The organism is Roseibium aquae, assembly GCF_008711285.1.
Lineage (GTDB): Bacteria > Pseudomonadota > Alphaproteobacteria > Rhizobiales > Stappiaceae > Roseibium > Roseibium aquae.
The window spans coordinates 193,515-218,641 of sequence record NZ_VXDC01000003.1; the positions used below are offsets into that span (position 1 = coordinate 193,515).

Below are 25,127 nucleotides of genomic sequence, written 5' to 3' on the forward strand. Positions count from 1 at the left end.
CGGTAGTGCGGCATTGAACTTCAGTGGTCGCGCCTCGGATACGGTCCCCTGCGCCACGGCCTCTTGCCGAAAAGTCTCACGTAAATTCCCGATGTCGTTCTTGCGACGAAACGCGGCACTTGCAGACAAGTGCCAGGGCCGACGCGGCGTCATCTTCCTCGGACCAGATCGAACCGGGCGATTGTTTGTGCCTTTTTCAGGCGCAGTCCCGGGCGGTCTGTGTTCGGCAAAAGCAAGTTGTTCACATGGAGCGTGGGAGGCGCACATGACCTCGGCAGCTGAATTCGGTTTCGGAACCCAAATCCGCAAATCACCCTATTTCGACGCCACTGTGCGATGGGGCGCGCAAGCCTTCTCCATTTACAATCACATGTACATTCCGCGTGACTTCGGGGATCCGGAACAGAATTTCTGGAACCTGGTCAACGACGCGATCCTGTGTGATGTCGCGGTCGAACGACAGGTGGAAATCACCGGGCCGGACGCGGCCGCATTCGTCCAGAAGCTGACCCCCCGCAACCTGTCCGGAATGGCGGTCGGGCAATGCAAGTACATCCTGTTGACCAACGCGGACGGCGGCATCATCAACGACCCGATCCTGCTGCGGCTCGGCGAGAACCACTTCTGGATCTCGATTGCCGACAGCGACGTCCTGCTTTGGGCGCAAGGCGTCGCGGTCCATTCCGGGATGGATGTGACGATCCGCGAACCGGATGTTTCCCCGCTGCAACTCCAGGGTCCGAAATCGGGCATGATCATGCAGGCCCTGTTCGGCCCGTCCATCATGGATCTGCGTTACTATTGGCTGCGTGAGGTGGAGCTTGACGGGATTCCCCTGATCGTGTCGCGGACAGGATGGTCGAGCGAACTGGGCTACGAACTTTATCTGCGCGACGGCAGCCGCGGCGATGAGTTGTGGGAAAAGATCATGGCGGCCGGAGCGCCGTTCAACCTGCGGCCCGGCCATACCTCTTCCATCCGCCGGATCGAGGGTGGCATGCTCTCCTATCACGCGGATGCCGATCTTCAGACCAACCCGTTCGAACTCGGGCTCGACCGGCTGGTGGACCTGACCATGGACACCGATTTCATCGGCAAGGCCGCCCTGCAGCGCATCCAGGCGGCCGGGGTGAAACGGACCCAGGTCGGCCTGATCATTGACGGCGAGCCGCTTCGCGGTCCCAACACCACGTTCTGGACCATACGGAAGGACGAGGAGACCGTGGGCAAGGTGACCTCTGCGGTGTTTTCTCCGCGGCTTCAGCAAAACATTGCCCTCGCCATGGTTTCGACCGACGTGAACTGGCTCGGCGCGGAGTTGCAGGTTGACTTGCCCAGCGGTGCGCAGCGCGCGATCATTGTCGAAAAGCCGTTCTACGATCCGCGAAAGATGATCGCGGCTGCCTGAACGGCTGCATGAGCGCCTTCCGGATCAAGGGCCCCGCCGGGCAAACGGGCGCGGCCCTGGCCCGCCGCCTACCGGTCCAGAAACATCCGGCGCTGCTGCCAGAGTTTTTCGCCAATCAGGCAGTCATAAGGTTCGCCGAAGGTGATCTGTGCCGGGATGACCGGCGCCAGATCGGCAGGGGGAACCGCGCCGATCTCCAGCACCAGTTTCCGCCGCACCGCCTCGGGAAACTGGTCCCAGCTGTTGACCGGGATCATGAAGCTGGCCGGACCGCCGATCACGCAACGCCGGTAATATTCGTCCAGATCCGGGATATTGAAGATCCCGCCGAAGCCACCTGAGGTGAGCAGCGGCAGGCCGTTGATAGTGATGCCCCGGGCTATCGCCTCGTCGCGCGCCTGGGTGACCGGAACGCCCTGATTGTTCGGGCCGTCGCCGGAAATGTCGATCACCTTGCGGTCGACCTCGAAGGGCAGGTTCTCGAGTTTTTCCATCGCCGCCTCGATCCCGCCCGATATGGACGTGCGCCGTTCGCCGCGCCGGTGGGCGGTTCGGAGTTCCTTGGCGATAGCTTCCGCGTCTTCCCGGGTCTCGATGATGGTCCAGCCAACCAGTTCACGGGCCCAGCTGTTATTGGCCCATTCGAAGAATGTCACCGCGATCCGGCCATGGAAGCCGCCGGCAATCGTCGCCAGGACTTCGTCGCTGGTGAGCGCCGCCGCATAGCCGCTCCGCTGGATGCCCATTTCCTCGTAGGACATGGACAGCGACACGTCGACGGCAAGGACCAGCGCGACATCGACGGGTTCTTGCGCGCGCGCGGCCGCCAGACCCAAGAGGCTCGCAACCGCCAGCAGAAGCGGGAAATGCAGGAACCATTTTTTCATGCCGTAAGGTTAGGCGAAAAACCGGGCGGGGGCGCACGGGGAACGGACGCCCAGCGGTCACGTCTGCGTGAATGACCCGTCTTGGACCGGGCAAATCCGATGTCTGCGGACCCAGGTCCGCAAAACACCCCCCTCATAAGGGCCTCAAGGAACGGGCCCGCGCGAACCGGCACGGCTTGTCCCTGCTTCGGCCCTACCCCCTCCGGCGCCCCCGGCGGCGGCCACCGCCTGTTCCCTCCGCCTCCGCTTCGGCGCGGGCCGCATCCGCTTCCAGATTGGGCGGCGAGACAAGGGGCCCAATTTCCGAGACCACGAGACCGACATCGGGGCGGTTGCCCTTCATGTGAGTGTCGAGTGCCTGGCGCATGGCGGCCAGGTGGCCCGCTGACGTGCCGCAACAGCCGCCGATGATCCGCGCACCGGCATCCAGCGCCATATGTGCATATTTGGCCATCAACTCGGGCGTGCCGGTATAGACCACTTCGTCACCGCGAATTTCCGGAATGCCGCAATTGGCCTTGGCCACAACGATCAGGTCCGGGTCTTCAGCGGTCATTTCCAGGACCGCGGCCAGAAGATCGGATGCGCCAACGCCGCAATTGGAACCGAGTGCCGCCGGGGTGCAGGCGAATTCGGATTTCAGTCGCGCCATACCCCTTGGGCTCAGACCCATCATGGTCTTGCCGGCCGTGTCGAAACTCGCCGTCACGACAAGCGGGATATCGCGGCCCTTGGCCGCTTCCGCAGCGGCCTTCATTTCCTCGGCCGCGGACATGGTCTCGACCCACAGAATATCGGCCCCGCCCTCGATCAGGCCGTCGATCTGCTCGGCAAAGGCGTCAACCGCCTCTTCGTAGCTGAGCGCGCCGAGCGGCTGGAACAATTCGCCGGTCGGACCGATCGAGCCGCCGACAAGAACCTCGCGCCCAGTGGCCTCCGCCACCTCGCGCGCGAGCCGGGCACCGGCCGCGTTCAATTCCTTCACGCGGCCTTCGGCGTTGTGCAGTTTCAGCCGGTGCCGGTTCGCGCCGAATGTGTTGGTCAGGATGATGTCCGATCCGGCATCGACAAATCCCTGATGCAGCGTCCGGATCTTGTCCGGCTCATCGACATTCCAGAGTTCCGGTGCATCGCCCGACGTGAGTCCCATGTCGAAGAGCGTGGTTCCGGTCGCGCCATCGGCCAGCAGAGCGCCTTTCATGGCGAGGAGAGTGTGAAGTTTCGACATGGATTCGAGCCCCTGTTTGCAGCAAACCGCCACGTTGGTTCTTGTTTTCTCTGCCATAGCAGAACCCGCGCGGATCTCCACGCGGGTTTTCGAGTTTCAAACTATGCCACGACTTGACAGGGCTTGACCCGGGCTGGACGGGGTGCAAGCCCCATATGGCAATCCCGAGCGCGAGCCGAGACCTTTGGCTCAAACAACCGACCGCAGCCAAGGGTCGAGCCCAGCAATGACACCTATATGGGCGCTTAACTGCGCGGCTTGAGGTTTTCCGGATCGTAGAGGGGCGCGTAGCCGACACCGGCGACTTCGACCGGGTAGGTCTCGGCGAAATATTCGACATTCAGCTTCCGGCCGACCTGAGCATACTCGTGCGGCAGATAGGCCAGCGCGATATTTTTGCCGATCGTCGGGCCATAAGCGATCGACGTCGTGTACGACCGGCGGCCAAGCTCGTCGACCAATGTTTCCCCCGTTTCCGGATCCAGCACCGGCAGAATCCCGACAGGATAGCGCTTGATGCCGGTAATGTCGGTGTTCTCAGTCATGACCAAAGTGCACAACATGGCGGGCTGGTGATCGCGCGCCCGGTATTCCAAATGCTTGGCCTTGCCGCGGAAATCGGCCTCCTTGACTTTCGGGCGCGCCAGATCCGCCTCGTACAGATTGTACTGGGTGAGCAAGTCCGCGTTCTGCAGGCGGAGCGACTTTTCCATACGGCGGGAATTCGCGTAGGTCTCGATGCCGACGGCCATGATGCCGAGATCGCGCAGGGCGTCCCAGACAGCCAGGCCGTCCTCATACTTCATATGAAGCTCCCAGCCCTGCTCGCCGACATAGGACAGCCGCAGCGCCATGACCTTCTTGCCCGCAATCTCGATTTCGCGGATGGCCGCGAAGGGGAAATTCTCCGGATCGAGGGCTGCCGGATCGGACACGGCCTTTTTCAGATTCTCGCGCGCGTTCGGACCCCAGATCCCGATGGTGGTGAATTGCTCGCTGACATCGGTGACGGTGACATTGAAACCCTTGTCCTGCGCGACGCGCTTGACGTAGTGAAGGTCGCGCGGTCCGGCGTCGGCCCCATCCACCACGCGGCAGCGGTCGGCCATGCGGAATATGGTGAGGTCGGCGCGGACCATGCCCTCGTCATCGAGGAAATGGGTGTAGATCCCCTTGCCGATATTGGCATCCCCGCCGATTTTCGCGGCGCAGAGCCATTCCATCAGCGCAACATGGTCGGGTCCGGACACGTCGAACATGTAAAAGTGCGACAGGTTGATGAGGCCGCAATCCTCGCTGAGTGCCAGATGTTCGGCATTCGACACCCGCCAGAAATGACGGTTGTCCCACTCGTTCTCGCGAACGGGAACCTGGTTGCCGTATTTTTCCAGAAGGTGCTCGTTGGCCGCGTAGCCGTGGGCACGCTCCCAGCCGCCCAGCTCCATGCAGTAACCGCCAAGCTCCACCTCGCGCTCATAAAATGGCGAGCGCTTGATGTTGCGGCCGTTGGCATAAGGCTCGCGCGGATGGATCGCGGGAAAATAGATCTTCTGCGCCGCCTCGTAGCAGCGGCCCTCGATGAAGTCCTCGGTCAGCTGATGGGCATAAAACCGCGAATAGTCGATGGAGGCGTGGTCGATTTCAGTCCGGCCATCGGTGATCCAGTCGGCCACCAGCTTGCCGTAGCCCGGGCCGTCCTTCACCCAGATCGCAACGCAGTACCAAAGACCGCGCACCTTCTGGCTTTCGCCCACGGAGGGGCCACCGGCTGCCGAGACCTGCAGCAGGCCGTTGAACGACCAGCTCTCATTGTAGCCCAGTTCGCTCAGGATCGGGGTCAGCTCCATCGCGCGCTCGAGCGGCTCGATCACCTGCTCCAGTTCCAGATCGCGCTGGGATGGCGACAGACGCGCCTCTTCCTTTTCCTGCAGGTCGCGCGGGTGGCACATGCGCGGATGGGTGGTCTCATAATAGCCCCACTCGATCTGGCCGCCCTCGGTTGTCTTGGGATCGCCCGTGTCACGCATATAGGCCGAGTTGCCCTGGTCGCGCAGCAGCGGGTAGCCGATGTCCTTGCCGGTGCCCTCGAACTCGTTGAAGGGGCCGAAAAACGTCAGCGGGTGGTCCACCGGCATCACCGGCAGATCTTCGCCCACCATCTCGGCGATGAGGCGGCCCCACAGGCCAGCGCAGACGATCACGTGATCAGCCATGATCGTGCCGCGGTGGGTCTTGACCCCCTTAATGCGGCCGTCTTCCACGATCAGGGATTGCGCGGGCGTGTTGGCGAAGGATTTCAGCTTGCCGCTTTCTACCCCCATGTCGACCAGCTTGCCGGACAGTGCCTGGGAACGCGGCACCACAAGGCCGGCATCCGGGTCGTAAAGACCGCCCTGCACCTGATCCTCCTCGATCAACGGGAATTTTTCCTTGATCTCCGCCGGGGTCACAAGATGCGCGCGCGTGCCGAAGGCTTTGCCGGAAGACACTTTCCGCTTGATCTCATCCATCCAGAAATCATCGCCGGTGCGGGCGACTTCCAAACCGCCGATTTTCTCGTAAGCGCCCATTTTCTCGAAAAACGCGACGGAATAGAGCGATGTCCAGGTGGACAAGTAATCGTGGCTGGTCGTGTAGCAGAAGTCCGAAGCGTGGGCGGTCGAACCGATGTCGGTCGGAATGCCCGACTTGTCGATCCCGACGATGTCGGTCCAGCCGCGCTCGATCAGGTGATGGGCCACCGATGCGCCGACAATGCCGCCCAGACCGACGATGACGATTTGTGCCTTGTCAGGAAACGCTGACATCTTTCATTCCTCTTCCGTGCACCGGGGCCGGCGCGTACCGGCTTCCCCTGATGTTACGACCAATGTTGATGGATATGTCCGAGCCGCGGGCCGTTTGTCCCGGAGGAGCAACCGGAGGCCAAAGGCGCGATCCTTGGCGGCAGTATCGCGGCAGAAGCCGGGGGTGAGTAGCTTAATTGCGTCATGGCGGCACCATCTCCACGACACCCGCCCTTCGAGGTGCGCCGACGCTGGATCACGTCCGGCATGGCCGGGAACTGGCGGTGCGAGACCATCGGCAAACGGGGACCAAGGCGACAGCGATCGTCTCCCGGTTTGCGCCCGGAAACCGCCCGGATCCGGCCCATGCGGATCAGATGCCGCAATTAGAGCAGGCCAAGACGCATCTGGAGCGGGACCGCTGGCCAAGCGGCCTAAGACTTGTCATAACGAGCCAAACGCAATCTCCAGGGAGCCCATCATGTCTGACGTAGCAGCACCCGCAGCCCGCCGGGGACGATCCGCCCGACGCGAGCGCCGCCAGTCCGCACCCGGCATGATCGGCGCACCCTACATCACCCGCAACATTCCCGTCTTCGATGTTCTGAGCGACGAAGGGGCGGAAAAGATCGAGGCGCAAGCCGACCGGCTTTTGTGGGAAATCGGTCTTGAATTCCGCGAAGCGCCGGAGATCCTGCAGATCTGGAAGGCCGCGGGTGCCGAGGTTGACGGCGAGCGCGTGCGCTTTCCAAAGGGTATGCTGCGGGAGGTCCTCAAGACGGCACCCGCGCAGTTTACGCAACATGCGCGTAATCCGGCCCGGAACGTCGAGGTGGGCGGCAACAACATCATCTTCGCGCCGGTTTACGGACCGCCCTTCGTCACCGATCTCGACAAGGGGCGCCGCTACGGAACCATCGAGGATTTCCGCAATTTCGTGAAGCTGGCCTACATGTCGCCATGGCTGCACCATTCGGGCGGGACGGTCTGTGAACCGGTGGATCTGCCGGTGAACAAGCGCCACTTCGACATGGTCTATGCGCATATCAAATATTCCGACAAGCCCTTCATGGGCTCGGTGACCGCGCCCGAGCGCGCGGAAGATTCGGTGAACATGGCGCGGATCGTGTTTGGCGACGACTTCGTCGACCAGAATTGCGTGATGATCCAGCTCATCAACGCCAACTCTCCGCTGGTTTTCGATGCCACAATGCTGGGCGCCTTGAAGGTCTATGCCTCGGCCAACCAAGCCTGCATCGTCTCGCCCTTCATTCTGGCAGGTGCGATGAGCCCGGTCACGGTCGCCGGCACGTTGTCCCAGGTCCTGGCCGAGGCTATGGCCGGATGCGCCCTCACGCAGCTCATCCGCCCGGGCGCTCCGGTGGTGTTCGGGGCCTTTGTCAGTTCGATTTCCATGCAATCCGGGGCCCCGACCTTCGGCAGCCCGGAAGGCTCGCTCCTGTTGAACGGCGCGGCGAAACTGGCGCGGCGTCTCGGTTTGCCGTTCCGGTCAGGTGGATCGTTCACGGCGTCGAAAACGCCGGACGCGCAATCCGCGCAAGAATCGGCACAAACCATCGCGGCGACGGTTCAGGCGGGCGTGAATTTCTGCCTGCATGCCGCAGGATGGCTCGAAGGCGGCCTGTGCTCGTCCTACGAAAAATTCGTGATGGACGCGGATCAGCTGGCCATGATGCATGTGCTGGCAAAGGGGATCGATGTGTCCGACGAGGCGATGGCGATGGACGCTTTTCAGGAGGTCGGCCCCGGTGGCCACTTCCTCGGAGCGGCACACACCCAGCGCAATTTCGAAAGCGCGTTCTATCGCTCCACGATTGCCGACAACAATTCCTATGAGCAGTGGCTGGCAGACGGGCAACTGGACGCGGCCACCCGCGCCAACAAGATCTGGAAGGACATGCTGGCCGGATACACGGGACCGGAACTGGATCCGGGAATTGACGAGGCGCTTGTCTCCTTCATGGAAGAGCGCAAGGCCTCTTTCCCAGACAGCAACGTCTGAATTCGGCTGGGCCGGGGAACCGGTCTCGGCTGTGCTATGGCCGGGTCACGGGCCCGGCCAGTGTAATTTCAAGCTGGTAAGACTTAAGCCGGTAAGATCGACTTCATGCGCGCTTCGACCTCGCGGAACAGCTCGACATGGTCGATATTCATCTGCTCGATCCCAAAACGGACGGCGTCTTCAAACACCGCTTCATCCTTGCCGTCATAAAACATTTGCGTGATCAAACCGGCGGATTTGGCCGCATTGACCCTGTCCGCAGACAGATCACCGGAATCAAATTCAAGAATGCTGGCGTTCAGCGCAACAGCCCGTTCGACCGACCCGACATGGCTCCACAACACCATCCGCCGCAAGTCGGGGACGCGGGCGCGGGCCGCGGCCCGGATGCTTTGATCAAACGAAAATGTCCAAGCGTCGCGCAGGAGATACCGGGCGGCCAGCATATCGCGCACCCGGGCCGGATCGGCATCCTTGATTTCCGCGTAGGTCGCGATGCGACCCACACAGGCATCCAGAAAACGGTCCAGCCGTGGCACCCGCTCGCCCGCGAATTCCGGAGCAAACCAGCTGCCCGCATCGAGCGCGTCAATTTGCGCGGACGTCAGATCGCCAAACCGCCCGGTCCCATCCGTGGTACGGTCAACCGTCTCGTCGTGGAAGACGTAGAGGACCCCGTCGCGGCTGGTGCGGATATCGAATTCAACGGCGAACGCGCCGAGGGCAATCGCGCCTTCCAAGGATGCGACGGTGTTTTCCGGCGCGCTGAGGCAGGCGCCGCGATGGCAGACAATCTTCGCGGTGGTCAAGGTTCAGCTCCAGCGTGGCTGGTTTGGTTCGGCGCCGTATGCCCCAGAACCCGGGCGGCGTCACTTTTATTTCTCTCTATTGGATCAGGAGTGCCTGATTTGCATCATAGAATGATGACAAAGACGCGCAAGGTGCACATGAAATCGTTCCCGTCATGGAACAACTTGCACGCGACCGGCCCCTTCCCGGCAGGATGCCTGTTTCGGGCAGTCTAAAGCCCGCCAATTGTCAACTCCCTTGAAACAGTGAGTTCAATTGCGGCAACGGCGTTCATACCTATCTTGGCAGCGAAGCGTTCGGGACCGGGCGCTGATCCACGACCATCGACAAAGGACCACTCATGATCCGTCTAGCTGCTTCCGCCTTCGCCTTGTCGCTCCTCACCGGCACGGCATTCGCAGACCCTGTCGCCTATGAATTCGACAAATCCCATTCCAACTTGTCCTTTACCTACGATCACCTTGGCTACTCCATTACCGATGGCCGTTTCGGCGCCTGGGAGGCCCAACTCCTCATCGACAAGGAAACCCCGGCCAATTCGAGCATCAATTTCACCATCGACGTCGACAGCTTGGACACCTTCTGGGCCGAGCGGGACGCGCATCTGAAAAGCGCTGACTTCTTTGATGTCGCACAATACCCGCAGGCAACTTTCGCAAGCACCAGCGTTGAGCAGGTTGGGGAGAATCAACTCGCTGTGGCCGGCGACCTCACGATCAAGGGGATCACCAAGCCGGCCACGCTGGATGTCATCGTCACCGCCATGGGTGAGCATCCGATGGCCAAGAAACCGGCCGCAGGGTTTAAGGTCACTACCACCATCAAGCGCTCCGACTACGGCATGGATCTGTATGTGCCCTATGTTGGAGACGAGATCACAATCACCTTCCATGCCGAAACGCTGGAAGTGGCCGCAAGCCAGTAACAGGACAGGCCCCGCCCCGGCGGGGCCGATCCACCACCTGCCAATGGGTCAAGAGCCATGGAAGTCCAGGATCACAGAGGTCAGGGTTCCAAGGGTCCAGCGGTCCGGCCGAGAGGAGACAGTCATGCTTCGCAATACCAAAACCGGCTACGGGCGCGTCGCGATCCTGTTCCACTGGTCCATGGCCCTTCTGGTCCTCGGCATGCTCGCCGGCGGGCTCTACATGACCCGTTTGCCGATCACCGACCCGTTTACCTTTCAAGTGTATCAGTTGCACAAATCCATAGGTTTCGTGATCCTGACCATGGTTGTGTTGCGCCTGGGTTGGCGGCTGGCCAATCCGGCTCCGCAACTTCCAGGCGGTATGAAACCCTGGGAACGGTGGGCGGCGCATCTGGGGCACACCGGGCTCTATGCCGTGATGATCCTCATGCCCCTCTCAGGCTGGTTGATGGTGTCGGCATCACCCTGGAACATTCCGACCGTCGTGTTCAATGTTCTCAACGTGCCGCATCTACCGGTCCCGGCGTTCCTGGGATCGAAGGAGGAAGCCGAAGGCCTGTTCAAGAGTGCCCATTTCTATCTGGGCTGGCTCGCCATCGCGCTGGTGGTGACACATGTGGGCGCCGCGCTAAAACACCATTTCATCGAACGCGACAGCACGCTGCGCCGGATGCTCTCGACCCAGCCGGCCCGGGACAATGCCTGACCTTACAGCCAGAGTTAAAAGGACTATGTCGTCATGGAAATGATCCGTTTGTCCGCGGCTGCCGCCGCGACACTGACTTGCGCCACGCTACTTCTGACCCCAGCGGCCGCGTCGACCTGGACCGTGGACCAAGGCGGCAGCACGCTCGGGTTCGAAGTGGCGCAGGGGACCGGCTCGATCTCGGGCACCTTCACCGACTGGAGCGCATCAATCGACCTTGATCCGGACAATCTCGAAACGGCTGTGATCACGGCCCGCATCGCCCTGCCCTCCGCGACCACCGGCAACGGCCAGATCGATGGCACCCTGCCGACCGGGCAATTCTTCAATGTGGCCGAGTTTCCAGCGGCCGAATTCACGTCCGAGACCATCAGCCTCGCCAATGACGGCAGTTATGTCGCCGAGGGCTCCCTTGCGCTGAAAGGTGTCCGCCACCCGGTCACCCTTTCGTTCACCCTGGATATCGAAGGCGACACAGCCACGGCGAAAGGCACGGCCACGCTCGACCGCACGGTTTACAACGTGGGAACAGGGGTTGGTCCGGATCAGGTGGGCGCCGATGTCAGCGTCACGATCGACTTGACCGCGACACGCTGACGGGCGCCGCAGCCGACCGCCAAAAGACCAAGGGCCGGAGACTTGGCGTTGCCGGCCCTTTTGCCTTATGTAGGCCGCATAACAAGATCCAAGCCGCGCGAGACCGCCAGGACCGCGCTCCAGAGACCAAGGCCGCCATCATGAACGCTCCGCTCACCCCGCCAGCCTATCAGCACAGCTCTCTGTTTCCGCAGGGCGCGGACACCACTCCCTATCGCAAGCTGACCTCGGACTACGTGAAAACAGCCGAGTTCAACGGCGAAGAGATCCTGATGGTCGAGCCGGAAGGCTTGCGCCTTCTGGCCGAGGAAGCCTTCAAGGACATCAACCACTATTTGCGCCCCGGCCATCTGGCGCAGCTTCGTCAGATCCTCGACGATCCGGAAGCGACCGAGAACGACAAGTTCGTCGCCTTCGACCTCCTGAAGAACGCCAACATCGCCGCCCATGGCGTCTTGCCCATGTGCCAGGACACCGGGACAGCGATCATCATGGGCAAGAAGGGGCGCCGGATCTGGACCGACGGATCGGATGAGGCCGCCCTTGGGGAAGGCGCGCGCGATGCGTATTTCAAGAAGAACCTGCGCTATTCGCAGCTCGCGCCAATTTCCATGTTCGAGGAAAAGAACACCAAGTCGAACATGCCCGCCCAGATCGAGCTCTACTCGGAAGGCGAGGACGCCTACAAGTTCCTGTTCATGGCCAAAGGCGGCGGCTCGGCCAACAAGTCGTTCCTGTTCCAGGGGACGCCCTCGCTTCTGACCCATGACCGGATGATCGACTTTCTCAAAGAGAAGATCCTGACGCTCGGCACCGCCGCCTGCCCGCCCTATCATCTGGCGATTGTCATTGGCGGCACTTCGGCAGAAATGACCATGAAGACGGCCAAGCTCGCCTCCGCCCGCTATCTGGACGGCCTGCCAACCGCGGGCTCGGAACTGGGCCATGCGTTCCGCGATCTGGAAATGGAAGCGGAAATCCACAAGCTGACCCAGGCGACAGGCGTCGGCGCGCAGTTCGGCGGCAAGTATTTCTGCCATGATGTGCGCGTGATCCGTTTGCCGCGCCACGGCGCGTCGCTGCCGATCGGGCTCGCGGTATCCTGCTCCGCCGACCGTCAGGCCGTCGGAAAGATCACCAAGGACGGCATCTTCCTGGAGCAGCTCGAAACCCAGCCGGAAAAATACCTGCCGGAAATCACGGACGACCATCTGGGCGGAGAGGTCGTGAAGATCGACCTGACCAAGCCCATGTCGGAAATCCTGGGTGAACTGACCAGGCACCCGATCAAGACGCGCCTGTCACTGACCGGGACGCTGATCGTCGCCCGGGACGCGGCCCACGCGAAGCTGCGCGAGCGTCTGGAGGCCGGCGAGCCCCTACCCGACTACATCAAGAATCATCCGGTCTATTACGCCGGCCCCGCCAAGACGCCGGATGGCATGCCCTCGGGCTCCTTCGGCCCGACCACGGCCGGCCGGATGGATTCGTTCGTCGATCAGTTCCAGGCGGCCGGCGGCTCCATGGTCATGCTGGCCAAGGGCAACCGCTCGCCCCAGGTCCGCCGCGCCTGCCAGGCCCATGGCGGCTTCTATCTCGGCTCGATCGGCGGCCCCGCCGCACGCCTCGCCCAGGACTGCATCAAATCCGTAGAAGTCGTGGAATATGAAGAACTCGGCATGGAAGCGGTCTGGAAGATCGAGGTCGAGGACTTCCCCGCCTTCATCGTCATCGACGACAAGGGCAACGACTTCTTCAAGGAATTGAATCTGGGGTAAGTCAACTCCATTCCCCAGCGTCATTGCCGGACCGGATAACGGTGGACTTGATCTGGCAATCAATTCCGTGACCTTGTCCTGCAGAATGCCGTGCTGTTTCGCCAGGCAACGCTATGGACGTCTGGATCAAGTTCCGGGCGTGGCGCCTTGGGCGTTTTGTTTGAAACCCCCAAAGATGCGCGGCCACTCAAGAAGCGATCGGCTTGGGGCGTGAGATCGGTTCCGATGAAACGCCCGCCGCTCTAGCATTCCCGTCCGTCAGAATTGACGGCTTTGGCGAAGTCACCGTGATCCCGTTGTTCGGTCGCTGCCTTCAGGACGGCATGCGGCGGACCGGGGTGGCCAAAGAAGTAGCCTTGCGCCCTACGGCAGCCCATCTCACGGAGCCGCGCCGCCTGGGCCTCCGCTTCGATCCCTTCGGCAACCACCTCAAAACCAAGAAACGTGTGGGCAAGCTCCAGTACGCTTTCGATGATGAAGCGCGATTGTTCGCACTGATCGATTTGCTGGGTCAGAGAACGGTCGATCTTGATCTCATCGGCATCGACATACCTCAGATAGGCCAGCGAGGAATAGCCGATACCGAAATCGTCGATCGCCACGCGGCAGCCCATCGCGCGCAACATCTTCAGATTGTCGCTGACGCGCTCCCAATTGTTGAGCTCCACGGTCTCCGTGATCTCCAGGGTCAGCAGATGCGGCGGCAAGCCGTGCCGCCTCAAAACCGCCTTCACATAGTCGACAATGATCGTGCCGACCAAATGCTGGGCAGACACGTTGACGCTCACTTGAAAACTGGTGCCGTTGGCCCTGTTCCAGGCCGCTATGACGCGCACGGCCTTGTCGAGGATAATGAAATCGATTTTGTTCACAAAACCGGCTTCTTCGGCCCGGCGGATGAACACATCCGGCGGCACAAGGACCCCGTTCCGCGACCAACGGGCCAGGGCTTCGAAACCATAGGCCTGGCCGGTGTGGATGTTCACCTTGGGCTGAAGATGGAAATCGATGCTTCCGGTGTTCACGGCGCCGTGCAAATCGGACAAGAGCGCTGAGCGTTCCTCGTATTGCGCTTCCAGGTCCGCATCATAGACCGTGTAGGTGGCGCGGCCCTTTTCCTTGCTCATGTAAAGGGCGAAGTCGGCGTATTTCATGACCGTGTCAAAGGTCCGCAGGGCACGCCCTCCGCAGGACCGGACCATGGCCACGCCCAGGCTGATCCGCGCGTGGATCCATGTATCCCCATGCCGGAGCGGTGTTTCCGACGCTTTCAAAAGCGCCTTGCAGAACACTTCGATGGTCGCGGGCGCATCGGTCGGGAGCCAGACAGCAAACTCATCGCCGCCGAGCCGGGCAGCGAAGCCTTCAAGCGGAGCGCATGCGGCCCTGAGCCGGTCTGCGACGACACACAAGACCTTGTCGCCCGCCTCGTGCCCAAGCGTGTCGTTGATCCATTTGAACTGATCGAGATCGATCATCACAAGGGTCGAGGCCGGCTTTTTGGCAATGAGGGCGCTGACTTCGTCGGTGAAGCGCGCCCGGTTCATCAACTGGGTCAGCGGATCGTGATAGGCGAGAAACTCGGCGCGTCGCTCGGCTCTTTCGCGGCTTCTCCGCCCGTCGATTTCCCGGCGGAGCATGATCAACAGACCGATCCCGAGAAGTGCGAAAACAAGAGAGGACGCAAGGAAAGCTGCGTTTCTTTGTTGGGCCGATCTGTTGTGTGTCTCGGTGATACTGTCCTGGAAGCGCCGCAGGAAATCAATCAGCCGGATCGTATCCGCCCGCGCCGCATCGATCGCCGTCAAAACATCGTTCTGTTGACCTGACATGGTTCGTTCGGGTGCCGCCGTATCGACCAGATCGACGACTGCGCGCAAACTGTGCGTAACCTTTGAGAAGTGTTGCTCCACTTCGCCGACCGCGTGCCGCTCAAGGCTTTCCGCCCTCACATAAAGCATATCGTTCGCCCGGCTCAGCTCTTGGCCATCTTGCGGCGAAATCGTGGTTTCCATTTGCAGGCGGGCAATCACAGACTGCATTCGCTGCAGGTCGTTCAAGGCCATGTAGCCCTCGCGAACGAATTGCTCATAACGCGCGAGCTTTTCGATACGAGCCTGGCTGCGTGTCTCCTTGATCGCAAAAAGAGCAAGGCCGACGGCCACGATCAAACCCAGGACACCGCAGCCGTAAAAGACCGTGCTTGTGTCGGCAAAAAAACGGCGTTGGGCACTCTGGATGCGGTTAAGGCGCATGGATCCGGTTCACCATCCACACCAGGTGCCGCTCTCTGATGACCGTTTCACGCTCATAATCCTCGGCATCAACCACGAACAGGATCGGCCCCCGGTTGCGCCGTGTCAGCGGGACGCCATTTGCCCGGGTTGCGATGAGAAAGGGCGCGGCCTCCCAGGTTTCCTTCGGCATTTCCACCATGAAATCGTTTTCAGCAGTGACTATGACCGCCGGAAGCTGGTCCAGGCCATGTTTTTTCAGCAAGTCCGCCAAAAGAACCCCATCGAAGTCGGCCGGCTCCAGCCGCCATGGCGTTTTCGTTGTGACACGAAAGGTCGGAAGTGCCTCGAGGGTTTCAGGCGTGTAGGTGGTCACCGTCCCATCCGGAGCCTCGACGACAAGCTCCGCCGGCTGATGCAGGACCGGCTCCAGGGTCACGGCAGCCGGAGCCGCCTGGACGGCAGTTCCACATAGAACTGCGGCAAAAATTGCCGCGATTGCGCCGTAAATGGTCACTTTCAATACTCCCAGCCGATCTATTGTTGCTCGTCGGCACAGATAAGGCAATACACGTACTAACGATCCCGAATGAAAAGAATGCGGACGCGGGCAATTGCATTTAGCTTTCCTTAAAGTCAAATTTGCCCGGCCCGCGCAACCGGCCCGCGCAACCGGCCCGCTTGCAAAAGCGGATCCATTTCCGGAAACGCGTAACGCTGCCCTTGCAGGTAGCCTTGAAGACTTCGCCAAAATGTCGGATGCAAGTCAGATGTCCGACCATGTCAAAGGCCTGTTGCTCACCTCGGCCGGTGTGCTGCTGGTTGTTCCCGATTCCCTTTTCGTGCGGTTGATCGACGGTGATCCGATCGTCACCGCGTTCTGGCGGGCGCTGTTTTCCGGTGTCATCATTTTGGCCGGCGTGTGGTTCCTCATGGGCGCCAACGGGTTCAAGGCGGTATTCCGGACCGGCTGGCGGGGATGGCTTTACATCTGCCTGATGGGATCCACCGCTCCGGGCTTTGTTCTGGCCGTGTCCAACACCAGTGTCGCAAATGTCGTTTTTATCCTGGCGTCCATGCCGGTCTTTGCCGTTCTGTTCAGCCGGATCTTCCTGAAAGAACCGATCACACGCCGCATGACGCTCACGATAGCGGCCGTTCTCGTCGGACTTGGCGTTCTTGCCCTCGGCAGTCACACCCAAGCTGCGGCATCCTGGAAAGGCGATCTGTGGGCGCTCTATGTCTCCGTGGTCTTCGCCGGCGCCCTGACACTGGTGCGCCAGCTCAAGTCCGTCTCCATGGTGCCCGCGCTTCCGATTGCCTTTTTGGGCACCGCGCTCGCCCTTGCGCCCTTCGGTGCGCCTCTGGCGACCTTTGCCATGGACTGGCCCCTTTATCTGGCTCATGGCGGCTTCATCGGCGTGTCCGCCTGCCTCCTGGCGCTGGGGCCCCGCTACATCCTCCCCGCCGAGGCGGCTTTGTTGATCCTTCTGGAATCGATCCTGGCACCGCTTCTGGTCTGGGCGGTGTTGGGGGAGGACCCGGGCGGTTACCCGCTGCTCGGCGGGACCATTGTCATCGGAACATTGATCGTGTCGAACATGATCGCGCTGCGCCGGCCCGCCTACCCGTGAAACGGTGATGGAAATCACAGCGCGTGAAGGCCGGGCAAGGCTAGATGCTGCGGTAACTGGCGCACCGTTGCCAAAAGGTGACAACAGATGGGCGAGAGCCCCTGCTCACAAACTCGTGAAGAGCGCGCAACGCCATCTTCGCGCCAGAATACTTAACCTGACGGCAACGGACGCCATGCACACTCATGTCCACGCCTTTTTAGACACAGTCACCGTGGGGGACGATGATGAAGACGGTAATCGCGGCACTGGCCGCCTTGTTAATTGGATTCACGGGGTCGGCGCTTGCCGTGCCCGGCGGCAAGTTCTTCGATCCAAACACCAAACAATGGGTGTCCTACGGCCCCTCGCACGGGGGCAAGTCGCCGATCCGCCGCAAGATGGTCAGCTATGACGGGCCTTATGAACCAGGCACGATTGTGGTGGATACGGAAGAACGGCGCCTGTATCACATCCAGCCCGGGGGCAAGGCGATGCGCTATGGCGTCGGCGTCGGCCGCGAGGGCTTCCAGTGGGCCGGAACCCACCGCATCACCCGCAAAGCCGAATGGCCGGGCTGGACACCGCCGCCACAAATGCGCGCCCGCGAGCGTGCAAAGGGACGTATTCTGCCGGCCCATATGGAAGGCGGGCCGAACAATCCGCTGGGTGCGCGGGCCCTTTACATCGGCTCAACGCTGTATCGCATCCATGGCACAAACGAGCCCTGGACCATTGGCAGCGCCGTGTCGTCGGGCTGCATCCGGCTCGCGAATGAAGACATCAAGCATCTTTATTCCAACGTGAGCGTCGGCTCCCGCGTGGTGGTCAAGCGCTAGAATCAACCGGCCTTTGCGGCTTATCAATCGAACAAGCCGGTGCCCCGCACCGGCTTTCTCCGTTTCACGGCCCCGTTCTTTACCGGTCCCTGCTCTTTACCGGCCCCTGGTCGCTGCCGGGCCGGTTAAAGCAGGCAGTAGATAGGTGAACGCGCCGCCGGCGGATCTGAGCGCGTGCTTCCGGAGGCCTGCGCCGGTTCAACCGTCCCGGCTCAGGCCTTTTTCCTCCAGTTCCTTGAGATACACCCCCCAATGGCTGTCCGGGTTGCGGCCCAGGTCCAAGAGGTAATCCCAAGAGAAAATACCCGTGTTGTGAAGGTCGTCGAAATGGATCCGCACGGCGTAGTTTCCGACCGGGTCCAGCTTCATGATGCCCACGTTGCGTTTGCCGGGGATGGTTTTTTTCTGCGAGGGACCATGGCCCTGGACTTCCGCGGACGGGGAACAGACGCGCAGATACTCCGCCGGGTATTCATGGCGCTCCCCGCTGTCGAAGGTGACTTCGAGGGTTTTCTTGTCCGCCTTCAGCTTCAACTCGCGCGGCCAAGGCTTCCTGGTATCGGTCATCTGTCTTGTCTCCCCGGTTTTCCGCTGATCTCTTCTTGAAATGCCCAGTGTCCTTGGACGTTTCGAACAAAACGCACGAAGCTCTAAGCGGTGGGTATCTCCCAATCAAGGGCTTACATCCGCGCCGCAGCCTGATCCCGCCCGCCGGTATACCGGGTGTCATGCCCCCTTGATCTGTTCATAACCCGCCAGGGCGGCCTTGCGGGCCGCCGCATGATCGACGATGGGCAGCGGGTAAGTGTCGCCGAGCCGGATCCCGGCTTTCTCAAGCGCGGACTGCGGCGCCATATGCGGCGTGTGGAGATAAGGTGCCGGCAGGTCCTTCAGTTCAGGAACCCATTTGCGAACATAATCGCCTTCCGGATCGAATTTCTGGCCCTGTGTGTAGGGATTGAAGATGCGGAAATAAGGCGCGGCATCGGCTCCACTGCCGGCAACCCATTGCCAGCTTGCGGCGTTGCTTGCCAGATCGGCATCAAGAAGCGTGTCGCGGAACCAGGCCTCGCCATGGCGCCAGTGCTGGCGCAAATGCTTGATCAGGAAACTGCCAACGATCATCCGGACCCGGTTGTGCATGTATCCCGTTTGCCAGAGTTCGCGCATGCCCGCGTCGACGATCGGGTATCCGGTCCGGCCGGTCTGCCACGCCCGCAAGGCGGCGGCATCCTCCACCCAGGGATAGGCATCAAAGGTCCGTTTCCAGTTTTCGGTCGGAAGATCGGGGAAGTGATACAAAAGATGATAGGAGAATTCGCGCCAAACGAGCTCGCTCATGAAGGTCTCGGCGTCCTGTTGGAGGAACGGCATGAGATCCCGGGCATCGCTGGCCGCGACCCACGCCTGACGCGGTGAGATGTTGCCATAGCGCAGAAAGGGCGACAGCCGCGACACATTGGGCAGATCCGGCCGGTTCCGCTTCTCGGCGTATCCTGCCAAGCCGGTCTCGACAAACTCAGCCAGGCGCTTGTGCGCTCCCCGTTCACCCGGCGTCCACATCCGATCCCATCCCTCCGCCCAGTCCGGAGACTGTGGCAGGAGCGCAAGGTCGCCCAGATCAAGGCCGGGCGCCGGATCGACCACAAGTTTCGCCGGAGACGGCAACGGCCGATCCAGGCCGATCTCCCGAACCGCGCGCCAGAAGGGTGTGAACACCTTGTACGGTCCGCCGGATTTGGTTTCGATTGTCCAGGGTTCGAACATCAACGCGGCCCGATGGCTCTCAACCTCCAGCCCCTTGTCCTTCAGGGCCGTCTTGATCACCGCATCCCGTTTGATCGCATAAGGGTCGTAGCATCTGTTCCAACGCACGGCGGTGGCGCCTGTCTTGTCGACCAGATCGAGCAGTTCCTGTTTCGGATCGCCGGTGCGCAGCACCAGTCCGCCAAGGTCGCGCGCGAGCATGGCAAGGCTGTGATGCAGCCACCACTTGCCTGCTCCGCCAAGCGGCTGGCTGTTGGTTAGATCCGCCATCTCATCCCAGATGAACACGGGAATGACGGTCCCGGCAGACGCGGCGGCCGTCAGAGCCGGATTGTCTGCAAGGCGAAGATCCTGGCGGAACCAGACAATGGTTGTCATCGGTCAGACCCTGATAGGAGGACGGAATGCGGCGACTGGACGGTGCCCGGGACCGCGAAAGGCCCGGCCCCCGTTAGATGGCAGCAGGCGGGCTCCGGTCAAGTGCGCGTCCCCCTCTTGCCTTCAGGTTCGATTTGATTACTCTCAGTTTTAAGAAACAAGATCCGATCCCGCATCGGAACCCGAGGGAGACTGACATGACATCGAGCGCCAAATCCGGCAGCCCGCTGAGTGCACCCATGGCGTCCGCCACCCCACCCGCGATGATCGATCCGTTTGGCCGGGCAGTGACCTATCTGCGGGTCTCCGTCACCGACCGCTGCGACTTCCGCTGCGTCTATTGCATGGCGGAGGACATGACGTTCCTGCCCAAACGCGAGGTTCTTTCACTCGAAGAGCTCGACCGGCTGTGTACCGCGTTCATTGAGAAGGGTGTCCGCAAGCTGAGATTGACGGGCGGCGAACCGCTGGTGCGCAAGAACATCATGTCGCTGATCCGCAGCCTCGGGCGCCATCTAGACAGCGGTCTGCTGCAAGAATTGACGCTCACGACCAACGGATCCCAGCTTGCCCGGTATGCGGAAGAGCTCTATGAGGCCGGCGTGCGGCGGATCAACGTGTCGATCGATACGCTCGACCCGCAGAAATTCAAGGCCGTTACCCGCTGGGGGGAACTTGGCAAGGTCATGGATGGCGTGCGGGCCGCAACGGAAGCGGGGTTGAAAATCAAGATCAACATGGTTGCGCTGAAGGGCGTCAACGAACATGAGATCGTGCCGATGATGGAGTGGGCCCATTCCCACGGACACGACCTGACCATCATTGAAACCATGCCCCTTGGAGAGATCAACGAGGACCGGACAGACCAGTACCTTCCGCTTTCCCTGGTCCGGGCGCGCCTCGCCGAGGCCTTCACCCTGGAAGACATTCCCTACAAGACCGGGGGTCCCGCCCGCTATGTCGAGGTGAGGGAGACCGGCGGACGCCTGGGCTTCATCACGCCGATGACGCATAATTTCTGCGAAAGCTGCAACCGGGTCCGGGTGACCTGCACCGGGCAACTCTACATGTGCCTGGGTCAGGACGACATGGCCGATCTGAGGGCTCCCTTGCGCGCCTCGGAAGGAAACGAACTGTTGAACGAGGCCATCGACGAAGCCATTGGCCGCAAGCCGAAGGGCCATGACTTCGTGATTGACCGGCGGACGAAACAGCCGGCCGTATCGCGGCACATGAGCGTCACTGGCGGCTGAGGCGTCGACGTGGCGCCGCCGCCCTCTTCCGAACCCGTCAAATCCGACAGAAACAGCCGGATCCTCGCCCTTGCCATTGCTCTGGCGGCACTGGCCCTGATGCTCTGGATCGGTCGACATGATGTCCCGGGCCTGCGCACCGTCTGGGCGGGGCTATCGGGGTCGGGCGCCGAGCAAACCGGCACCGGAAACCCGGAGCTCGACGCCTGTCTTGCCCAGCGGGTGGGCGATGTCGACAAGATGCGGGACGAAGGTGTGATCACGCCCGCGCAGCATCAATCCTTCAAGGCGCGCGCGGTCTCCTTCTGCGAGGCGCAATTCCCGCCCGCTCAATAAGGTCCGCCAGTTCAAGACAGATCTTGAGGTCCCGCCGCCGGTCAGTCCTCGAACCGAACCGCCATCCGCCGCCGGATCGGGACTTTCGCCGGCGCAGCTTCCTCCTGCCATTCCGGCGCGGACCCAACCGCGGCCGCTGTTTCTTGCGGGGACTCGGCTTTGTCCTTGTCTTCCGCCGCCTTCATCGGGCCGGGAGTATCAACGCCACCGGGCTCGGACGGGGATGTCTCCAAGGCCGGGTTCGCCGCTTGACCGTCCTCAACCTGCCGCGCCCGGGCCTCGTCAGCAGCTTCCGCCGCCATTTCCTCGGCCTTTGCGGCATAGCCTTTGCCAACTTCCCAGGCTGAGCGATAGCTGGACACAAGATGGTCCGCCGTGCGGAAGTCGGTGTCGTAATCGTTCAATCCGTCCAGAACCGCGAATACGGGATCACTGCGCCACAGCTTGCGCAAGGCACGGTTTTTCAGCGCTTCGGGTACGCCCTTCTTCATGAAGACTGTAAAATCGGATTCGGCGGTCAGGGTCTCCAGATCGATTGCTTCGGCAGCCGCGCGGTTGGCGGCCTGTTCCGGATCCTCGCCCGCCCTGTCCGAAGGGGGGCCGTCGCCGGGACTTTGCGTCAGGCCGGCACTGGCCTGATCCTCAAGGGGCGGCTCGCCTTCCAGCTTTTCCGGCGCCTGGCTTTCCCGCTTCCTGCGCGACCATCTGGCGAGAAATCCCCCTTGCGCTGCGTCATCCACCCGGCTCACGTGTCTTCTCCCTCAACGCGCCGGCCCTCTGGCGAGAAGATCGGCATCTTGCCGAATTTCTGCTCCTCCAGCTTTTCCGGCACACGCTTGCGTTTCAAGAAGGCCCCAGGGTCCGGCATTTGCTTGATATAGTCGACAGCCCAGGCCAGGATTTCAGGCGGCATGTCAACACGCTCCACAAGACCTTCGGCCGAATCAAGCCGGCCCTGCGCTTCATAGGGATCGGCGGTTACACCATGCACGCGATACGGCACCGGCTGTGTATCAGCGTCGTCCAGCATGATCCAGAGCGCCGGAGACCCGGTCTCCACATTGGCGTCATAGGCCTCCCCCATCCGCCGATGCAAGACCAGATTGACGGACGCATAGAGGAACTGCGTGGCCATATCTCCTTGAACGGCGATCTGCCAGCCGCCCGTTGGGAGCGCATTTGGCACGACACCCAGCCCCTTCCATGTGTAGTCCGCCCAGGGGTGCGTGCTTTTCCGGCGTTCGATCAAGATCCCGACCGGCATGAGGATTTCCGATTTCACTGACGCTTCCACCCATGTTTGTTCGGTTTCGAGTTTATGGCGAAACGTCAGGTTGGAAAAGCGGCCACAGGATCCGAATGAAACAGCGCATTCCAGCTTGCGCCGCAGAAGCCTTTGCTTGCGCCGTGGCCGCGCTGCGCTAGAGTTAGAAAAATTCAAAACAAGACCTGCGATCGCCGGAGCCCGCTTCATGTCCGCCAGCCAAGGCCGCGTCCTCATCTGCAATTGTTTTAAAACCATGGATCTGTCGGGGGTCGGCGACGCGCTTGGACCCGATCTTGCCGCCCCCGTGTGCACCGAATTATGCCGGGGTGAAATGGACCGCTATGAGGCCGCCGTGCGCGAGGGCGGGAGACTTCTGGTGGCCTGCACCCAGGAAGCGCCGCTGTTTACCGAAGTCGCCGACGACATGGACGCCCCGGCTGAACTTTCCTTCGTCAATATCCGCGAGACAGCCGGATGGGGCGCGGCCGGCGGCAGCGCGGGCGCCAAGATCCTTGCCCTGCTGGCCGATGCTCAGGCCAGGGCGGATCAAACGCCAACCCCTGTCAGGGAAGTTGAATCGGATGGCCTGTGCCTGGTGTACGGCAAAGGCCAGACCGCCCTCGACGCGGCCTTCTCTCTGGAAGACACCCTTTCGGTAACGCTCGTCCTATGTGACTGGGAAGATGTCGTGCTCCCGGCCATTCTGCCGTTCCCGGTCTATTCGGGCCGGCTGAAACGTGTCGGGGGATCGCTCGGCCGGTTTGACGTGACGCTAGACGGCTACGCGGAAATGCTTCCCTCATCCCGGCAAAGTCCCGAATTCCAGCTGCCGCGCGATGGCGCCAAGGCGAGTTGCAGCCTGGTGGTGGATCTCTCGGGCGGGGAGGCAGCGGTCACCGCGCCGCAAAAGCGCGACGGATACTTTCGGGCGGACCCGGCGGATCGCGCCGCGGTTGAAAGGCTCATGCGCGCCGCCTCGCAAATGGTCGGCACTTTCGAAAAGCCGATCTACGTCAACTACAACCCCGATATCTGCGCGCACACCCATGCCGGAAAAACCGGCTGCTCGAAATGCCTGGATGCTTGCCCGGCCGGTGCCCTGACGTCGCTGGACGGCAAGATCGCCGTGGACACGGGGATCTGCGGCGGCTGCGGCAGTTGTTCCGCGACCTGCCCCACCGGGGCGATCACCTATCAGCATCCGGCGCGCAACGATCTTCTGGAGCGGATCCAGATCCTTCTGGGCGCCTATCGCGACGCGGGCGGGGCACAGCCCGTTCTGCTGCTCCACGAGGCCAACCATGGCTCCAATGTGATCAATGCGATGGCACGATTCGGCGACGGCTTGCCGGCCAATGTGCTTCCCCTGCCCGTGCATGCGGTCACGGCGATCGGGCATGATGGGCTCATGACAGCCTTCATGGCGGGCGCGGCGCGGATCGTCCTGCTGTCTCCGCCCGAAAAACGCCACGAACTGGTGCCCCTGGAAACGGAAATCGCGCTCACGGAAGCGCTCCTTTCCGGTATGGGTCATATGGGCAGCAACCGGATCACACTTCTGGCCGCGACCGACCCCGATGACCTGGCCGCCGTGTTCATGTCCCCGCTTTCGCCGCTCGGCCTGAGTGGCCCGGCAAGGATCCTGCCGGTGGGCGGCAAACGCGACGTGGCGCGCATGGTCATCGGCGCGGTCCACAAGGCAAGTCCGGCGGCGCCTGCGGTGGTGCCACTACCCGGCACGGCGCCCTATGGCCGGATACATATCGACAGCGCGGGCTGCACCTTGTGCCTGTCCTGCGTGTCCGCCTGTCCCGCCGGCGCGCTTCTGGACAATCCGGACCGGCCGCAGGTCAGCTTCATCGAAAGCGCCTGTGTCCAATGCGGCCTGTGTCAGACCACCTGTCCGGAACGGGTGATCACTCTGGAACCGCGTTTCAACACCTTGCCCGATGCCATGCGCCCGTCCATCTTGAAGGAAGATGAACCAGCGGCCTGCATATCCTGCGGCAAGCCGTTCGGAACCAAGGCGACGGTTTCGCGGATCAAGGAAAAGCTGGCCGGCAAACATCACATGTTCCGATCCGATCTGCAGATCCAAATGATCGAGATGTGCGATGATTGCCGGATCCAGGCGCAATGGGATGCCAATCCCGACCTTGGCAACGTTGGCGGACGCCCCAAACCCCGGACCACCGAGGACTATCTGGACGCCGAAAAGCGCGGGCTGAGCATGGACGACTTCTTGAAAAACTAAAGCATCGGGCGTTTGATCGGAAATGCCGCTCGTGC

Annotated in this window: 21 protein-coding genes; 11 read left to right on the forward strand and 10 right to left on the reverse strand. The window is 61.7% G+C overall.

The genetic code is table 11. The features are described from left to right. Positions 1–265: 265 nt before the first annotated feature. A complete protein-coding gene (locus F0184_RS06555; RefSeq protein ID WP_150495363.1) occupies positions 266–1,408 on the forward strand; it encodes a glycine cleavage T C-terminal barrel domain-containing protein in 1,143 nt (380 codons plus the stop codon). A gap of 68 nt (positions 1,409–1,476) precedes the next feature. Here the strand turns inward: F0184_RS06555 and F0184_RS06560 are convergent, their stop codons facing one another. From F0184_RS06560 to F0184_RS06570, 3 genes are all read right to left on the reverse strand, one after another. After that, positions 1,477–2,295: a DUF1194 domain-containing protein gene (locus tag F0184_RS06560; RefSeq protein ID WP_150495364.1), complete on the reverse strand. Its 819-nt coding sequence runs from the start codon at positions 2,293–2,295 to the stop codon at positions 1,477–1,479. A 193-nt stretch (positions 2,296–2,488) separates the two neighbouring features. After that, positions 2,489–3,523: a betaine--homocysteine S-methyltransferase gene (gene bmt / locus F0184_RS06565; protein WP_150495365.1), complete on the reverse strand. Its 1,035-nt coding sequence runs from the start codon at positions 3,521–3,523 to the stop codon at positions 2,489–2,491. A 245-nt stretch (positions 3,524–3,768) separates the two neighbouring features. Beyond that, complete coding sequence (locus F0184_RS06570) at positions 3,769–6,330, reverse strand: GcvT family protein (protein ID WP_150495366.1); 2,562 nt, start codon at positions 6,328–6,330, stop codon at positions 3,769–3,771. A gap of 460 nt (positions 6,331–6,790) precedes the next feature. On the opposite strand from F0184_RS06570, the gene F0184_RS06575 reads away from it, so the two are divergent. Beyond that, positions 6,791–8,332 carry a trimethylamine methyltransferase family protein gene (locus tag F0184_RS06575; protein ID WP_150495367.1) on the forward strand — a complete coding sequence of 514 codons (1,542 nt, stop codon included), beginning with the start codon at positions 6,791–6,793 and terminating at the stop codon, positions 8,330–8,332. Positions 8,333–8,415: 83 nt separating this feature from the next. Here F0184_RS06575 and F0184_RS06580 read toward each other — a convergent pair whose 3' ends face one another. Continuing rightward, positions 8,416–9,141, reverse strand: a complete 726-nt coding sequence (locus tag F0184_RS06580) for a glycerophosphodiester phosphodiesterase (protein ID WP_150495368.1) — start codon at positions 9,139–9,141, stop codon at positions 8,416–8,418. Positions 9,142–9,482: 341 nt separating this feature from the next. Here F0184_RS06580 and F0184_RS06585 point away from each other — a divergent pair, with 341 nt between their 5' ends. The 4 genes from F0184_RS06585 to F0184_RS06600 all read left to right on the forward strand — a co-directional run bounded on the left by F0184_RS06585 (position 9,483) and on the right by F0184_RS06600 (position 13,151). Beyond that, a complete protein-coding gene (locus F0184_RS06585; RefSeq protein WP_150495369.1) occupies positions 9,483–10,067 on the forward strand; it encodes a YceI family protein in 585 nt (194 codons plus the stop codon). Between the two features lie 124 nt (positions 10,068–10,191). Next, positions 10,192–10,776, forward strand: coding sequence for a cytochrome b (locus F0184_RS06590; RefSeq protein WP_150495370.1), 585 nt, complete (start codon positions 10,192–10,194; stop codon positions 10,774–10,776). Between the two features lie 33 nt (positions 10,777–10,809). Next, positions 10,810–11,373 (forward strand): YceI family protein, encoded by a 564-nt coding sequence (locus tag F0184_RS06595; RefSeq protein ID WP_208998353.1) that lies wholly within the window; start codon positions 10,810–10,812, stop codon positions 11,371–11,373. A gap of 140 nt (positions 11,374–11,513) precedes the next feature. Next, complete coding sequence (locus F0184_RS06600) at positions 11,514–13,151, forward strand: fumarate hydratase (protein ID WP_150495371.1); 1,638 nt, start codon at positions 11,514–11,516, stop codon at positions 13,149–13,151. 242 nt (positions 13,152–13,393) lie between these two features. Here the strand turns inward: F0184_RS06600 and F0184_RS06605 are convergent, their stop codons facing one another. After that, positions 13,394–15,406, reverse strand: a complete 2,013-nt coding sequence (locus tag F0184_RS06605; RefSeq protein ID WP_150495372.1) for a putative bifunctional diguanylate cyclase/phosphodiesterase — start codon at positions 15,404–15,406, stop codon at positions 13,394–13,396. After that, positions 15,396–15,902: a hypothetical protein gene (locus F0184_RS06610; RefSeq protein ID WP_150495373.1), complete on the reverse strand. Its 507-nt coding sequence runs from the start codon at positions 15,900–15,902 to the stop codon at positions 15,396–15,398. The genes F0184_RS06605 and F0184_RS06610 overlap by 11 nt, the downstream gene beginning before the upstream one ends. A gap of 253 nt (positions 15,903–16,155) precedes the next feature. On the opposite strand from F0184_RS06610, the gene F0184_RS06615 reads away from it, so the two are divergent. Together F0184_RS06615 and F0184_RS06620 are read left to right on the forward strand one after the other, a co-directional pair. Beyond that, the gene (locus F0184_RS06615; RefSeq protein WP_150495374.1) at positions 16,156–17,019 is read left to right on the forward strand and encodes a DMT family transporter; all 864 of its coding nucleotides are present in this window, start codon (positions 16,156–16,158) and stop codon (positions 17,017–17,019) included. A gap of 227 nt (positions 17,020–17,246) precedes the next feature. Then, the gene (locus F0184_RS06620; protein WP_150495506.1) at positions 17,247–17,837 is read left to right on the forward strand and encodes a L,D-transpeptidase; all 591 of its coding nucleotides are present in this window, start codon (positions 17,247–17,249) and stop codon (positions 17,835–17,837) included. A 198-nt stretch (positions 17,838–18,035) separates the two neighbouring features. On the opposite strand, the gene F0184_RS06625 is transcribed toward F0184_RS06620, so the two are convergent. Both F0184_RS06625 and F0184_RS06630 read right to left on the reverse strand, forming a co-directional pair. Beyond that, positions 18,036–18,404: a gamma-butyrobetaine hydroxylase family protein gene (locus F0184_RS06625; RefSeq protein ID WP_150495375.1), complete on the reverse strand. Its 369-nt coding sequence runs from the start codon at positions 18,402–18,404 to the stop codon at positions 18,036–18,038. 159 nt (positions 18,405–18,563) lie between these two features. Then, entirely contained in the window at positions 18,564–19,982 is a 1,419-nt protein-coding gene (locus F0184_RS06630) for a cryptochrome/photolyase family protein (protein ID WP_150495376.1), read from the reverse strand. Between the two features lie 239 nt (positions 19,983–20,221). Here F0184_RS06630 and moaA point away from each other — a divergent pair, with 239 nt between their 5' ends. Further along, positions 20,222–21,235: a GTP 3',8-cyclase MoaA gene (gene moaA / locus F0184_RS06635; RefSeq protein WP_208998366.1), complete on the forward strand. Its 1,014-nt coding sequence runs from the start codon at positions 20,222–20,224 to the stop codon at positions 21,233–21,235. A gap of 9 nt (positions 21,236–21,244) precedes the next feature. Continuing rightward, positions 21,245–21,571: a hypothetical protein gene (locus F0184_RS06640; RefSeq protein WP_150495378.1), complete on the forward strand. Its 327-nt coding sequence runs from the start codon at positions 21,245–21,247 to the stop codon at positions 21,569–21,571. 41 nt (positions 21,572–21,612) lie between these two features. On the opposite strand, the gene F0184_RS06645 is transcribed toward F0184_RS06640, so the two are convergent. Both F0184_RS06645 and F0184_RS06650 read right to left on the reverse strand, forming a co-directional pair. Continuing rightward, complete coding sequence (locus tag F0184_RS06645; RefSeq protein WP_150495379.1) at positions 21,613–22,320, reverse strand: DUF3306 domain-containing protein; 708 nt, start codon at positions 22,318–22,320, stop codon at positions 21,613–21,615. Further along, positions 22,317–22,853: a DUF3305 domain-containing protein gene (locus F0184_RS06650; RefSeq protein ID WP_172972012.1), complete on the reverse strand. Its 537-nt coding sequence runs from the start codon at positions 22,851–22,853 to the stop codon at positions 22,317–22,319. The genes F0184_RS06645 and F0184_RS06650 overlap by 4 nt, the downstream gene beginning before the upstream one ends. Before the next feature lie 190 nt (positions 22,854–23,043). On the opposite strand from F0184_RS06650, the gene F0184_RS06655 reads away from it, so the two are divergent. Continuing rightward, on the forward strand, positions 23,044–25,092 hold the full coding sequence (locus F0184_RS06655) for a 4Fe-4S binding protein (RefSeq protein WP_150495381.1): 2,049 nt from the start codon (positions 23,044–23,046) through the stop codon (positions 25,090–25,092). Positions 25,093–25,127 lie beyond the last annotated feature (35 nt).

Excerpts from the sequence above, each read along its gene's own strand:
- F0184_RS06630 (WP_150495376.1), bottom strand. The coding sequence starts at position 19,982 with ATGACAACCATTGTCTGGTTCCGCCAGGATCTTCGCCTTGCAGACAAT.
- F0184_RS06555 (WP_150495363.1), top strand. The coding sequence starts at position 266 with ATGACCTCGGCAGCTGAATTCGGTTTCGGAACCCAAATCCGCAAATCA.
- F0184_RS06560 (WP_150495364.1), bottom strand. The coding sequence starts at position 2,295 with ATGAAAAAATGGTTCCTGCATTTCCCGCTTCTGCTGGCGGTTGCGAGC.
- F0184_RS06575 (WP_150495367.1), top strand. The coding sequence starts at position 6,791 with ATGTCTGACGTAGCAGCACCCGCAGCCCGCCGGGGACGATCCGCCCGA.
- F0184_RS06585 (WP_150495369.1), top strand. The coding sequence starts at position 9,483 with ATGATCCGTCTAGCTGCTTCCGCCTTCGCCTTGTCGCTCCTCACCGGC.
- bmt (WP_150495365.1), bottom strand. The coding sequence starts at position 3,523 with ATGTCGAAACTTCACACTCTCCTCGCCATGAAAGGCGCTCTGCTGGCC.
- F0184_RS06620 (WP_150495506.1), top strand. The coding sequence starts at position 17,247 with ATGAAGACGGTAATCGCGGCACTGGCCGCCTTGTTAATTGGATTCACG.
- F0184_RS06625 (WP_150495375.1), bottom strand. The coding sequence starts at position 18,404 with ATGACCGATACCAGGAAGCCTTGGCCGCGCGAGTTGAAGCTGAAGGCG.
- F0184_RS06570 (WP_150495366.1), bottom strand. The coding sequence starts at position 6,330 with ATGTCAGCGTTTCCTGACAAGGCACAAATCGTCATCGTCGGTCTGGGC.
- F0184_RS06605 (WP_150495372.1), bottom strand. The coding sequence starts at position 15,406 with ATGCGCCTTAACCGCATCCAGAGTGCCCAACGCCGTTTTTTTGCCGAC.
- F0184_RS06600 (WP_150495371.1), top strand. The coding sequence starts at position 11,514 with ATGAACGCTCCGCTCACCCCGCCAGCCTATCAGCACAGCTCTCTGTTT.
- F0184_RS06590 (WP_150495370.1), top strand. The coding sequence starts at position 10,192 with ATGCTTCGCAATACCAAAACCGGCTACGGGCGCGTCGCGATCCTGTTC.
- F0184_RS06615 (WP_150495374.1), top strand. The coding sequence starts at position 16,156 with ATGTCCGACCATGTCAAAGGCCTGTTGCTCACCTCGGCCGGTGTGCTG.
- moaA (WP_208998366.1), top strand. The coding sequence starts at position 20,222 with ATGGCGTCCGCCACCCCACCCGCGATGATCGATCCGTTTGGCCGGGCA.
- F0184_RS06595 (WP_208998353.1), top strand. The coding sequence starts at position 10,810 with ATGGAAATGATCCGTTTGTCCGCGGCTGCCGCCGCGACACTGACTTGC.
- F0184_RS06655 (WP_150495381.1), top strand. The coding sequence starts at position 23,044 with ATGTCCGCCAGCCAAGGCCGCGTCCTCATCTGCAATTGTTTTAAAACC.